A 12366-nucleotide genomic window follows, 5' to 3' on the forward strand; every position below is an offset into this window, starting at 1 on the left:
TCACCCCGCCCCGGTCGCCTTCGCGTATTTCCGCTTCGCCACCTCCAGCGACGCCAGAAGCTGCTGGCCGGTGGCGCCGCCGTCGCCGCTGACGCGGCCGGTCATCACCGCCCTGATCGCGTCGACATGGGCCTTGAACAGCAGATGCTCGTTGGCAGTCACCGTGGTCAGGCCGTTGCGGGTCGCCTCGTAGAGCGACTTGGCGATGTGGGTGATCAGCGGATAGCCGAAGATGCCGCCCTGGCCCCGCATCTCGTGGGCCGAGCGGTTGACCTGGGCCAGCAGGCCGGCCACCGCGTCGGGCTCGCGCGGCAGGCGGTCGACGCGGCGGCCCATCTCGTCCACCTCCGAGCCGATCCAGACGGCATAGTCGCCGGCGCGGTTCAGGATTTCCTCCTCCGCGGCGGCCAGCACCTCCGGCGGCAGGGTCGGCACCGGGTCGCGCGGGGCAAGGCCGGCCTTGGCGCCCAGCCGGTTGGGCAGGTCGAAATAGATGACGGGGAAGCGGTCGATGCCGCGCGCCTTCGACGCGCTGTGCACCATCAGGATCTCTGACGGCGCGGTCATCCGGCAATCCATCGCCACCGGCTTGTCGGCGCGGCGGCGGTCGGGGCCGAAATATCCCTTTGCCAGCACGAAGCGGCGCGGCCGGGCGATGGCGAACAGCAGCCGGCTGGCGATGGTCTGGGCGGAAAAGGGCTTGGCGATGAAGTCGGTGGCGCCGAGATCGCGCGCCTGCTCGACATAATGCCGGTCGGCGGCCCCCGACAGCATCAGCACCGGCAGGAACTTGTCCGGGCTCTTCGGGCTGGAGCGGATCCAGCGCAGCAGCATCAGCCCGTTCACCTCGGGCATCACCAGATCGGACAGGATCAGGTCGACCGGGGCGGTGCCCGGCGGCAAGGCCGCGCGGCGCTCCTCCAGCCAGCGGATGGCGTCGGCGCCGCTCGCCACCCCATCCACCCGGCCGATGCCGATGGTGCGCAGAGTCGCCGTCAGGACCGTGCGGATGAAGCTGCTGTCCTCCACCACCAGGACCGAAAGAAGATCGAGCTTCGGCTGGGTCATCGCCTTCTGTTTCGCCAACCGGGACATATTCCCGCATTCAGTTTCCACTTCTGGCACAACCGAACCCGATTGGCGAGCGACAAGCGGAACGGAAGACAAACCGCGCGGCCACGGTTACCCTCCCCCGGCCGAAAAGGCCCAGCAAACAAAAGAGAGGACTCGCCCGATGCCGCAACCCGATCACGTCATGGCCCTGCCCCTGCCGGAAAAACCGGACCTCGACCCCGACATGCAGGCCCTGTTCGACAAGTGCGTGGAAAAGCTGGGCTTCGTGCCGAACGTGCTCCAGGCCTACAGCCTGCGGCCGAAGAAGCTGCGCAACTTCGCCATGGCCTACAACGAGCTGATGCTGGGCGAGAGCGGCCTCAGCAAGCTTGAGCGCGAGATGATCGCGGTGGTCGTCTCTTCCGCCAACCATTGCTATTACTGCCTGGTCGCCCATGGACAGGCGGTGCGCAAGCTGTCCGGCGATCCGGAGCTGGGCGAGATGCTGGTCGCCAATTACCGCGTCGCCCCGCTGGAGCCGCGCCAGCGCATCATGCTCGATTTCGCCTGGAAGCTGACCAAGGAGCCGATGTCGGTGGGCGAGCCCGACCGCGAGGCTTTGCGCGCCGCCGGATTCAGCGCCGAGGACATCTTCGACATTGCCGATACGGTCGGCTTCTACAACATGTCCAACCGCGTGGCGACCGCGGTGGACATGATCCCGAACCGCGAGTACCACAGCCAGGACCGCTGAGGGCCGGATAAGTCCCGGTCTTCCATCGGCATCGCAACCGGCAGCCTTATTGATAGTCTTCAATGCCACACAGGGTAGGTATCATGGCGATCGTCCGTTTCTTCGTCCGTCTGTTCGCGCTCATCGGCCTGCTGCTGGTGGTCGGCGCGGTGGCGGTGGTGGTGCTGGCGGTCCGTCACGAACCCACCCTGCCCGCCGCCGTGGTGCTGGAACTCGACCTGACCAAGCCGCTGGCCGAGAGCGACGACGGCAAGTTCGGCAGCCTGTTCGAACACCAGACCACGCTGCGCGAGGTTCTGGACGCGCTCGACGGCGGCCGGCGCGACCCGAAGGTGAAGGGTGTCCTCGCCCGCTTCGGCGACGACAGCATCGGCTTCGCCCAGACCCAGGAGCTGCGGACCGCCATCGAGCGGTTCCGCGCCTCGGGCCGCTTCGCCGTCGCCTTCGCCGAGGAGTATGGCGGGGCCGGGGCCGGCAACCGCTCCTACCTGCTGGCGAGCGCCTTCGACGAGGTGTGGCTGCAACCGCTGGGCACGCTGGGCATCACCGGCCTGTCGGCGGAGCTGCCCTTCGCCCGCGACGCCTTCGACCAGCTGGGCGTGCAGCCGAGCTTCGCCCAGCGCGAGGAATACAAGAGCTTCGCCGAGACCTTCACCAAGTCCGGCATGACCCCGGCCAACCGCGAGATGATGGAGGCGCTGGTCGGCGACCTCGGCAACCAGCTGGTCGACGGTATCGCCAAGAGCCGGCGCCTCGCCCCCGCCGCAGTGCGGACCGCCATGGACAAGGCGCCGCTGCTGAGCCGGGAGGCGCTGGACCAGAAATTCGTCGACCGGCTCGGCTATGCCGACGAGGCGCGGGACGAGGCGCTGAAGCGGGCCGGGGCCGGAGCGGAGACGTTGAACCCGGCCGATTACCTGTCGGTCGCCGGCAGTCCCAACGGCGAGGGGCCGACCATCGCCCTGATCCACGCCGTCGGCACCATCACCGGCGGCGATAGCGGCAAGCCGACGCTGGGCGGGATGTCCGCCGGGTCGGAGACCATCGTCAAGGCCATCGAGGAAGCGGCCGACGATCCGGAGGTGCGCGCCATCCTGTTCCGCATCGACAGCGGCGGCGGCGCGGTTTCCGCCTCGGAGGCGATCCGCCGGGCCCTGGTCAAGGCGCGGCAGAGCGGCAAGCCGGTGATCGCCAGCATGGGCGACACCGCGGCGTCGGGCGGCTATTGGATCGCGCTGGCTGCCGACCGCATCGTCGCCTCCCCCGCCACCGTCACCGGCTCCATCGGCGTCGTCGCCGGCAAATTCGCCATCGGCGGCCTGTCCGACAAGCTGGGCATCCATTGGGACCGGGTGCAGGGCGCTAAGAATGCCGGCATGTGGTCGCCGCTGCATCCCTTCGAAGGCGGCGAATCCGACCGGCTGAACGCCATCATCGAGGACACCTACGCCAACTTCCTGCAACGGGTGGCGGAGGCCCGGCGGATGACGCCGGAACAGGCGCGCGGCATCGCCAAGGGCCGCGTCTGGACCGGCGCCCAGGCCCGAGACCTCGGCCTCGTCGATGATCTCGGCGGCCAGGAGCAGGCGCTGACGCTGGCCCGCACCGCCGCCGGCCTGTCCCCCGATGCCCCGGTGAGCCTGATCCCGTACCCGCCGCCGAAGTCGGTGACCGACCAGATCCTCGATCTGGTGTCCCGCAAGGGCGAGCTGGTCGGTGCGCTCGCCGCCGTGGCCGAACTGCGGCCGCTGCTGGCGCAGCTCCGCCCCCTGCTGGGCGCCGCCCAGGGCGACGGCGTGCAGGCCCGCATGCCGCCGATGTCGCTGGGGCGGTGAACAGCGCCGGCTTGGCGTCACCCCTCGTTTCACCGTTCGAAGATCTTCACGTCCGAGACGCCTGACCATGACCGAGACCGCCACCCGCGCCGCAGAGCCCGATTCGGCCCATCCCGTCTTCACCCACCAGGAAATCCTGCGGGTGTTCAGCGGGGTGGCGCTGGCGATGCTGATGGCGGCGATGGACCAGACCATCGTCGCCACCGCGCTGCCGACGATGGCGAGCCAGTTCGGCGGGCTGGAGATGCTGCCCTGGGTGGTCACCGCCTATCTGCTGACCTCCACCACCACCACGCCGATCTACGGCAAGCTGTCGGACCTCTATGGCCGCAAGCGCGTGCTGCAGACGGCGATCCTGCTGTTCCTGGTCGGCTCCGTCCTGTGCGCCGCGGCGCAAAGCATGACCCAGCTGATCCTGTTCCGGGGATTGCAGGGGCTGGGCGGCGGCGGGCTGATGTCGCTGGCCTTCACCATCATCGGCGATGTCGTCGCCCCGCGCGAGCGCGGGCGGTACCAGGGCATGATCGGCGGCGTCTTCGCGCTGGCCAGCGTCGCCGGGCCGCTGCTGGGCGGCATCTTCACCGAGACCATCGGCTGGCACTGGATCTTCCTGATCAACCTGCCGCTGGGCGCCGCCGCGCTCGCCATGACCCGCAGCACCCTGTCGCGCCTGCCCGCCGGCCGCGCCAAGCCGCGGATCGATCTGGCCGGTGCGGCGCTGCTGACCGGGGCGGTGACCAGCCTGCTGGTCGTCGCCACCCGCGGCGACGCCATGGGCTGGGGCAGCCCGGCGGCGCTGGCCCTGCTGGCGGCCGGCCTCGTCATGCTGGCGGTCTTCCTCTGGCACGAGCGCCGGATCGAGGAGCCGATCCTGCCGCTGCACCTGTTCCGCCGCCCGGTGGTGGCGGTGGCGACTCCGGTGGTCGCCGTGTCGGCGATGGTGCTGTTCGCCGGCATCGTCTATCTGCCGCTGCATCTCCAGCTGGTACAGGGGACCAGCGCCACGGTGTCGGGCCTGCTGCTCCTGCCGCTGGTGCTGGGCATGACCGTCGGGTCGGTCGGCGGCGGACGGCTGATCGCCAGGACCGGGCGCTACAAGGCCTTCCCGCTGGCCGGTCTGGCCCTGTCGGGCGTCATGTATGCCCTGCTGGGCAGCCTGCCGGCCCTGGCGGCGGACGGGCTGTGGTCGACGCTGATCCTGGTGCCGCTGGGCATGGGGCTGGGGCTGGTGATGCCGGTGATGACGGTCGCCGTGCAGAATGCGGTGGAGCATCGCGACCTGGGGGCCGCCACCGCCGCGGTCGGCTTCTTCCGCTCGCTCGGCGGGTCGGTCGGCGTCGCGGTGTTCGGCGCCGTCTTCAACGCTGTGGTGTCCGAACGGCTTGAGGGGGCCGGCCTGTCCGGCCGCGCGGTTCTGGAACATGGCGCCGCGGCCCTCGCCGGCCTGCCCGCAGCCGCCCGGAGCGGGGTGGTGGCGACGCTGGAGCACGGCTTCGCCACCCTGTTCCTGCTGGCCGCCGCACTGGCGGTCGTCTCCTTCGCCATGACGCTGTTTTTGAAGGAACTGCCGCTGCGCTCCGCCAATCCCGGCCGGGCGGAGACCGCCCCGGCCGCGGAAGGCTGACCGCAAGCCGTCAGGAATGATCGCTGGGGAAGTGCCTGGGCTGCCCCAGCTTGTCCTCGATGTAGAGCAGGTTGACCAGCACCAGCACGACAACGGCGAGCGGCGTCGCCAGGAACATGCCCATGATGCCGAACAGCACGCCGCCGGCGGCAATCGCGCTGATGGTGACCACCGGCGGCAGATCGACCACCCGTTTCTGCAACAGCGGCGTGATCACGTTTCCTTCGATCTGCTGGATGACCAGATAGAGCCCGGCGACCCACAGCGCGTCCTGCGGCGACTGGGCGAAACCGATCAGCAGGGCCGGCACCGCCGCCAGGAAGGGGCCAACCAGCGGGATGAACTCCATCAGCCCCGCCACGATGCCCAGCGCCAGCGCCGACGGGATCCCGAGCAGCCAAAGCCCGACCGCGATCATCGTGCCGACCGCCGCCATCGCCACCAGCTGCCCGATCAGCCACTTCCACAGGCTGTCGCCGGCCACATCCATCACCTCGCAGGCCCGCTTCTGCCCGCGCGGCGGCACCAGCAGAACGACGCCGCGCTGATAGAGCCCCGGCGACGCCGCCAGATAGAGCGCCGCGAACATCACCACCACCGCGTCGCCGACGACATAGACGAGGCCGGAGGCGAAGCTGCTCAGCTGGTTCATCCAGGGCCATTCCTTGCCCTGCTCCATGATGCGGTCGCGCCAGCCATCGGGCAGCATGCCCATCGCCTTGGTCACCTGCTCCTGCAACTGGCCGAGCTGGGCCGCCATCGAGGTGCCCATCAGCCAGCCGCCGCCGCCGACCAGCAGGACCAGCGTCAGCAGCACGATGGCCAGCGACCAGCCATGGCCGAGCCCGGTCGCCCGCTGCACATAGCCGGTCAGCCGCTGCAACAGGATGGCGAACAGCACGCCGGTGAAGATCAGCAGCAGCGTGCCGGAGATCCGCCACAGGAAGATGCTCAGCGCCGCCACCCCGGCGACGATCAGCACCTTCCAGGTGAAGACGGCCAGTTCCCCGCGCCCGGCCCGTGCCGGCGGCTCGGTCTGCGCCGCCCCGCCGCCGGGCGTCGTGGTGGGATAGGCGGTGGGCCGGCTGGGTGTCGCCATCTCTTCAAACTCCCGCACTCGCGGCCGTCGGACGGACAGCCTCGCGGGAAGAACGCGCAGGATCCGCAGACGTTGCGCAATTTCGGCAGGCTAGGCCGTCGGCGGTAGTCCGAAGATCGGTATGGAAGGCGCTGAGAACCGCCCCATATCAGCAGTGACGCCAAGGAGTCATTCTCGCTGATGTCACTTTAAGAGCCCGCCTCACGGCGGGCTTTTTTTTGGCCTGCTACCGGCCTCCCCTTACCGACGTGCCTCCGGCGGGAACAACAGGCTGACCTTCAGGCCGGGCTGGTTGTCGCTCAGCTCCAGCTTCGCGCCATGCAGCGTCGCCACCGCATCGACGAGGCTCAACCCCAGCCCGTTGCCGGGCGAGGCGCGGGCGGTGTCCAGCCGGACGAAGCGTTGCAGAACCTTGTCGCGCATGTCCGGCGGAATGCCGGGGCCGCTGTCGGCGACCTCGATGCAGGCGGCGCGACCAGGGGCCTGACCGTCGAGGACCAGCGCGATGCTGCCGCCGTCCGGCGTGTATTTGATGGCGTTGTCCAGCAGGTTCGACACCGCCTGGGCCAGAAGCTGGCCATTGCCATGGACGACCGGCTTGCCGCGGATGTCGACGGACAGGCGCTGCCCGCGCTCGTCCGCCACCGGCTCGTAGAGGTCGGCGGCGAGTTCCACCACCTCCGCCAGATCGACCGGCACGAAGTCCTGTCGCTTGGCGCCCGATTCCGCCTCCGCAATCGACAGCAGGGCGGTGAAGGTGGCGAGCAGCCGGTCGGCCTCGACGATGGTGTCCTGCAACACGCTGCGATAGACCTCCGGGTCCTCGGTCTCGTGCAGCAGGGCCAGTTCGATGCGGGAGCGCAGGCGGGTCAGCGGCGTGCGCAGGTCATGGGCGACGCTGTCGGTCACCTGCTTCATGCCGGTCATCAGCCGTTCGATGCGGTCCAGCATGGCGTTGAGGTTTCCGGCCAGCCGGTCCATCTCGTCGCCGCCGCCGAACCGCGGCACGCGGTCGCTCAGATCGCCGCTCATGATCTGGCGGGTGGTGCGGTTGATCGCCTCGATCCGCCGCATGGCGCCACGGCTCATCAGCAGCCCGCCGCCCAGCCCGAGCAGGGCGGTCGCCCCCAGGATCCAGCCGAGCGAACGGAACATCCGGGTGCGCAGCTGGTCGATCTCGCTCATGTCGCGGCCGACCAGCAGGCGGAACTGCCCGGGCAGCGTGAAGGTCACCGCCTGGGCGGTGGAGGGCCTGTCGGTCACCCCGCCATAGTCGGCGACCTTGAAATGGGTCCAGCCGCTGGCGTTGGGCACCGCCGCCGGCCAGCCCGACAGGTTGCCGGCCAGGATCACCCCCGCCGCCGTGGTCAGCAGATAGATGGAGTTGTTGTTGGCCACCGCGCTGCGGGTCCGCACCACATCGACGAGGCCGGGCAGCCCGTAGTTGCGGTAATGGTCCTGCAGGCCGGCGACCTCCAGCGCAATGGTCTCGCCGATCTCCTGCTCCAGAAAGCCCGCGGTGGTGCGATAGACGACGCCCAGGATCAGCCCGACCGACAGGACGAACATCGCCAGATAGAGCAGCGCCAGCCGGAACGCCGTGGTCCGCACCAGCCGCAGCCCGGCGGCGACAAAGCCGTGCAGGCCGGCGGCGGCCGCGCCCTCATGCTTCATACGTCACGCAATTCCATCGAGACCCTTACGCCTCCGCCGCGCGCAGGCTGTAGCCGGCGCCGCGCACGGTGTGGATCAGGGGGGTGGGGAAATCCTTGTCGATCTTCTGGCGCAGACGGGCGATGTGCACGTCGATCACGTTGGTCTGCGGATCGAAGTGATAGTCCCAGACATTCTCCAGCATCATGGTGCGGGTCACCACGCTGCCGGCATTGCGCATCAGATATTCCAGCAGCGAGAACTCGCGCGGCAGCAGGTCGATGGCCTTGCCGGCGCGCTTGACGCTGCGCGACAGCAGGTCGAGTTCCAGATCGCCGACCGACAGGCGGGTCTGCGGCTGGGCGGCACCCCGCCGGCGCACCAGCACCTCGATCCGCGCCAGCAGCTCGGAGAAGGCGAAGGGCTTGGTCAGGTAATCGTCGCCGCCGGCCTTCAGCCCCTTCACCCGGTCGTCGACGCTGCCCAGCGCCGACAGGAACAGCACCGGCGTGTCGTTGCCGGCCGCCCGCAGCACCTGGACCAGCGACAGGCCGTCGCGGCCGGGCAGCATGCGGTCGACGATCATCACGTCGTAATGCTCGGCCCCGGCCAGGAACAGGCCTTCCTTCCCGTCGTTGGCGACGTCCACCACATGGCCGGCCTCCTTCAGCCCCTTGGCAAGGTAGCTGGCGGCCTGGCGATCATCTTCTATGACGAGAATCTTCATGAGCACGAGTGTAGCCTCCCAAAACAGCCCGGCCAAGCACGAGGGTGTCGTGCCCGGCCGGACTTTCCGTCACTCAAAGAGCGCGTTGCCTCACGCCTTCAGCTTCAGCGCGACGAAAGACTCGTTGCCCTGCCGGTTGATCAGCATCAGCAGCGCCTTCTGCCCCGCCTTCTCGGCCTCGGTCACCTGACGGCGGACGTCGGCCGGGCTCTTCACCTCGGTGTCGCCGACCCGCTCGATCACGTCGCCGGGACGGACCGGCACATCGACGCTGGAGGACAGGCCGGTCACCACGACGCCCTGGACGTCCTCGCCAATGCCCAGCCGCTTGCGCGCCGCCCGGTCCAGCGGGGCGAGCTTCAGCCCCTTCACCGGTGCGACCTCCTCATGCTCGGCGGAGCCCTTGCCGGGGTCGGTCTCGGCGGCGGCCATCTGCTGCTGTTCGGACAGGCGGTCGATGCGCACCGGAACCGTCTTCTCGCGGCCCTCGCGCAGGATCTTCAGGTCCACCGTGTCGCCGGCCTTGGTATCCGCGACATGGCGGGTCAGGTCGCGCAGGTTGTTGACTGGCTTGCCGGCATAGGACAGCACCACGTCGCCCTGATGCAGGCCGGCGCGCTGGGCCGGGCTGTCGGCGGTCACCTCGGCCACCAGGGCGCCCTTGGCGCTGGGCAGCCCGACGCTGTCGGCAATGTCCGGCGTCACCTCCTGGATCTTCACGCCGAGCCAGCCGCGCTCGACCTTGCCGCTGTCCTTCAGCTGGGCCACCACCTCCTTGGCGAGGTTGGCGGGGATGGCGAAGCCGATGCCGACCGACCCGCCGTTGGGCGAGTAGATGGCGGTGTTGATGCCGATCACCCGGCCGCTGAGGTCGAAGGTCGGGCCGCCCGAGTTGCCACGGTTGATGGCGGCGTCGAGCTGGAAGTAATCGTCGTAGGGGCCGCTGTGGATGTCGCGGCCGCGGGCCGACACGATGCCCTTGGTGACGGTGCCGCCCAGCCCGAACGGGTTGCCGACCGCCATCACCCAGTCGCCGACGCGGGTCTTGTCGCTGTCCGCCCAGTCGACCGACGGCAGCGGCTTGTCCGACTTCACCTTCAGGAGCGCGAGGTCGGTCTTGGCGTCGCGGCCGATCAGCTTGGCCGGCATGGCGGTGCCGTCCTGCAGGGTGACGGTGATCTCGCTGGCGCCGTCGATGACGTGGTTGTTGGTCACGACATAGCCGGCCGGATCGATGATGAAGCCGGAGCCGAGCGCCCCGGTCTTGCCGCGCGGACCCTGGTCCTGATCCTGGTCGCCGTCAGGACCGCCATTAGGACCGCCATTCCGGTTCATCTGGTCCTGGAACTGGCGGAAGAACTCCTCGAACGGCGTGCCGGGGGGCACGCCGGGGATCGCCGGGCCGCGCTGGGTCCGTGCTTCGGCCTTGGCCTCCTGGGTGGCGGCGATGTTGACCACGGCCGGGCTGACCTTGGCGGCGAGGTCGGCGAAGCTGGCCGGCGTGTCCTGCACCATGGCAACGGCCGGCGGGGTGGCGTTCTGCTGGGCCTGCGAAACCGCCCAGCCGGTCAGCGCCGGAGCCGTCAGCACCGTGGAGCCCAGCAGCAGGGCGGCGACAGTCCGGCGCAGGCGGCCAGCGCGCCCGATCTCGTGCTGGGGCTTCGACTGGGAATTGGCGGGAGGAAGGGTGGTCATGACGGCGACACTCCGATCAGGCGATTCCGACTGTGGGGAGGTGGCTCCGGCGGTCCGGCCGCCGCGGCACCTCACCGCTGTTGTCCCCAACATAGGAACCCGCCCTTCACCGCCGCCTTGCGACCGGATGAAAGAAATTTCAGGCTGGAATTCAGGCCGGCCTGCTGGATCGGTCTTGCGGGCCTATTCCCCGATCAGATGCAGCGCGATCTCCCGCCGGTGCGGCCGGGCGCGGTGTTCGAACAGGTAGACGCCCTGCCAGGTGCCCAGCGCCGGCTCCCCCGCCATCACCGGGACCGACAGGCTGACGCCGGTCAGGGCGGAGCGGATGTGGGCGGGCATGTCGTCCGGCCCCTCGGTGGTGTGGGCATAGAGCGACGGATCCTCCGCGACCAGACGGCGGAAGAAGCGCAGCAGGTCGGCCTGCACGTCGGGATCGGCATTCTCCTGGATGGTCAGGGAGGCCGAGGTGTGACGGCAGAACACCGTCAGCAGCCCGGTCTCCATCCCCTGCTCCGCCACCCAGCGCCGGACCTGGGCGGTCACCTCGACCAGCCCGGCGCCGCGGGTGGGAACGGTCAGCGTCGTGACGGCTTGTCGCATGGCGTGCGGTCTCCTTCATGGTTTGCCGGCTTGGTTCCGGGGACAGGCAATACCAGATGTCTCTACCCCAACGGTTCGCCCGTATGAAATCGATGGGCGCACTGTTTCTGTCGGAAGGCCAAGGAGGAAGACGGCGCATGGACATCACCGGCACCCACAGCGTTCCCGGACCGCGCGACCGCGTGTTCGCGGCACTCTGCGACCCGGCGGTGCTGATGCGCTGCATCCCCGTGCTGGAAGAGATGGAGCGGCTGTCGTCCACCGACTATGCGGCGCGGGTCCGCACCACGCTTGGGCCGATGAAGGCGCGCTTTTCCGGCCGGCTGCGGCTGGAGCCGGAGGATGGCGCCCACCGCTACCGGCTGGTCGCCCAGGGCAATGGCGGGCTGGCCGGTGCGGTGAAAGGCGAGGCCTTCGTGGTGCTGGAGGAGGAGGACGGGCGGACCCGGCTGACCTACAGCCTGTCGGTGGCGCTTGGCGGAGCGGTCGGCCGACTGGCGGTGAAGCTGGTGCAGGCCAAGACCGACCGCGTGCTCGCCGGCTTCTTCGAGCGCTTCGCGGAGGAAGTCGACGGCCGCCCGGAGTAGGAGGCTGTATGATGCGGCGCAATGCCGCAGGCCATGGGACCGGAGAGCGCCTTTCGCAAGTGCAGCATGATGGGTCAGGATAGTAGGCGTCGCGGGTGCTCTTTGCCGGTGGAGATACCGAGTGGTCCTGTCCCAGCCCACTGCCCACAGCCTTGACCGAATTCCCGCTGCGGACGCCGCCGCGACCGACCGCATGATCTTCGGCCGCATCCTGGCGCTTGCCGCCGCCGATCCGGCGCGGACGATGACGGGATCGCTGGCGCTGACCAAGGCCGAGCTGACGGAGCTTGCCGCAAGACACGCGCCGCAGTTCGCCAATGCCGTCGCCGCCCTCCCCGGCGGAGGCGGGTCCGGCGAGGACGCCATCGAAGAGGCCGATTTGCGGGCCTTTCTGGTCGAGCATGGCGCGACGGGGGCCGACGAGGAGCGCTGGCTGGCCGCCATCCTGGCCCGCCGGTCGCTGGAGCCCAACCATCTGTGGCAGGATATGGGGTTCCACGACCGCGGCGAACTCAACACCATGTTCCGGCGGCATTTCCCGGCGCTGGTGGCGCTGAATTCCAGCGACATGAAGTGGAAGAAGTTCTTCTACCGCCAGCTTTGCGAGCGCGAGGGGCTGATGCTGTGCAAGTCCCCCAACTGCGAGGTGTGCGAGGACGTCGAGGTCTGCTTCGGCGAGGAGGCCGGGGACCCGCTGTCCACCCTCTCCCGCCTCGCGCGCAACGGGTAAGGAGGC

11 protein-coding genes are annotated in these 12366 nt (G+C 69.3%); 5 read left to right on the forward strand and 6 right to left on the reverse strand.

Features of this window, described 5'->3' with window-relative positions; all coding sequences use genetic code 11:
- On the reverse strand, positions 1-1086 hold the full coding sequence (locus tag VH569_RS10300; protein ID WP_423315260.1) for a response regulator: 1086 nt from the start codon (positions 1084-1086) through the stop codon (positions 1-3).
- A gap of 148 nt (positions 1087-1234) precedes the next feature.
- Between VH569_RS10300 and VH569_RS10305 the strand changes: the two genes are divergently transcribed.
- From VH569_RS10305 to VH569_RS10315, 3 genes are all read left to right on the forward strand, one after another.
- Positions 1235-1807, forward strand: a complete 573-nt coding sequence (locus VH569_RS10305) for a peroxidase-related enzyme (protein ID WP_423315261.1) — start codon at positions 1235-1237, stop codon at positions 1805-1807.
- 83 nt (positions 1808-1890) lie between these two features.
- Complete coding sequence (gene sppA, locus VH569_RS10310; RefSeq protein WP_423315262.1) at positions 1891-3642, forward strand: signal peptide peptidase SppA; 1752 nt, start codon at positions 1891-1893, stop codon at positions 3640-3642.
- 67 nt (positions 3643-3709) lie between these two features.
- Positions 3710-5266, forward strand: a complete 1557-nt coding sequence (locus VH569_RS10315) for an MDR family MFS transporter (protein WP_423315263.1) — start codon at positions 3710-3712, stop codon at positions 5264-5266.
- Between the two features lie 10 nt (positions 5267-5276).
- Here VH569_RS10315 and VH569_RS10320 read toward each other — a convergent pair whose 3' ends face one another.
- The 5 genes from VH569_RS10320 to VH569_RS10340 form a co-directional block, all read right to left on the reverse strand.
- The gene (locus VH569_RS10320) at positions 5277-6365 is read right to left on the reverse strand and encodes an AI-2E family transporter (RefSeq protein WP_423315264.1); all 1089 of its coding nucleotides are present in this window, start codon (positions 6363-6365) and stop codon (positions 5277-5279) included.
- A gap of 240 nt (positions 6366-6605) precedes the next feature.
- Positions 6606-8039 (reverse strand): HAMP domain-containing sensor histidine kinase, encoded by a 1434-nt coding sequence (locus tag VH569_RS10325; RefSeq protein ID WP_423315266.1) that lies wholly within the window; start codon positions 8037-8039, stop codon positions 6606-6608.
- A gap of 25 nt (positions 8040-8064) precedes the next feature.
- Positions 8065-8745 carry a winged helix-turn-helix domain-containing protein gene (locus tag VH569_RS10330; RefSeq protein ID WP_391349096.1) on the reverse strand — a complete coding sequence of 227 codons (681 nt, stop codon included), beginning with the start codon at positions 8743-8745 and terminating at the stop codon, positions 8065-8067.
- Positions 8746-8835: 90 nt separating this feature from the next.
- A complete protein-coding gene (locus tag VH569_RS10335) occupies positions 8836-10440 on the reverse strand; it encodes a DegQ family serine endoprotease (RefSeq protein WP_423315267.1) in 1605 nt (534 codons plus the stop codon).
- A gap of 183 nt (positions 10441-10623) precedes the next feature.
- A complete protein-coding gene (locus VH569_RS10340; protein WP_423315268.1) occupies positions 10624-11043 on the reverse strand; it encodes a secondary thiamine-phosphate synthase enzyme YjbQ in 420 nt (139 codons plus the stop codon).
- 137 nt (positions 11044-11180) lie between these two features.
- Here VH569_RS10340 and VH569_RS10345 point away from each other — a divergent pair, with 137 nt between their 5' ends.
- Positions 11181-11630, forward strand: coding sequence for a CoxG family protein (locus VH569_RS10345; protein ID WP_423315269.1), 450 nt, complete (start codon positions 11181-11183; stop codon positions 11628-11630).
- 121 nt (positions 11631-11751) lie between these two features.
- Entirely contained in the window at positions 11752-12360 is a 609-nt protein-coding gene (locus VH569_RS10350; protein ID WP_423315270.1) for a nitrogen fixation protein NifQ, read from the forward strand.
- Positions 12361-12366 lie beyond the last annotated feature (6 nt).

Source organism: Azospirillum sp. 11R-A (genome assembly GCF_049472615.1).
GTDB classification, from domain to species: Bacteria; Pseudomonadota; Alphaproteobacteria; order Azospirillales; family Azospirillaceae; genus Azospirillum; species Azospirillum palustre.

Coding starts and splice junctions, on each gene's coding strand:
- VH569_RS10325 (WP_423315266.1), bottom strand. CDS start 8,039: ATGAAGCATGAGGGCGCGGCCGCCGCCGGCCTGCACGGCTTTGTCGCC.
- VH569_RS10315 (WP_423315263.1), top strand. CDS start 3,710: ATGACCGAGACCGCCACCCGCGCCGCAGAGCCCGATTCGGCCCATCCC.
- VH569_RS10340 (WP_423315268.1), bottom strand. CDS start 11,043: ATGCGACAAGCCGTCACGACGCTGACCGTTCCCACCCGCGGCGCCGGG.
- VH569_RS10345 (WP_423315269.1), top strand. CDS start 11,181: ATGGACATCACCGGCACCCACAGCGTTCCCGGACCGCGCGACCGCGTG.
- sppA (WP_423315262.1), top strand. CDS start 1,891: ATGGCGATCGTCCGTTTCTTCGTCCGTCTGTTCGCGCTCATCGGCCTG.
- VH569_RS10305 (WP_423315261.1), top strand. CDS start 1,235: ATGCCGCAACCCGATCACGTCATGGCCCTGCCCCTGCCGGAAAAACCG.
- VH569_RS10335 (WP_423315267.1), bottom strand. CDS start 10,440: ATGACCACCCTTCCTCCCGCCAATTCCCAGTCGAAGCCCCAGCACGAG.
- VH569_RS10320 (WP_423315264.1), bottom strand. CDS start 6,365: ATGGCGACACCCAGCCGGCCCACCGCCTATCCCACCACGACGCCCGGC.
- VH569_RS10330 (WP_391349096.1), bottom strand. CDS start 8,745: ATGAAGATTCTCGTCATAGAAGATGATCGCCAGGCCGCCAGCTACCTT.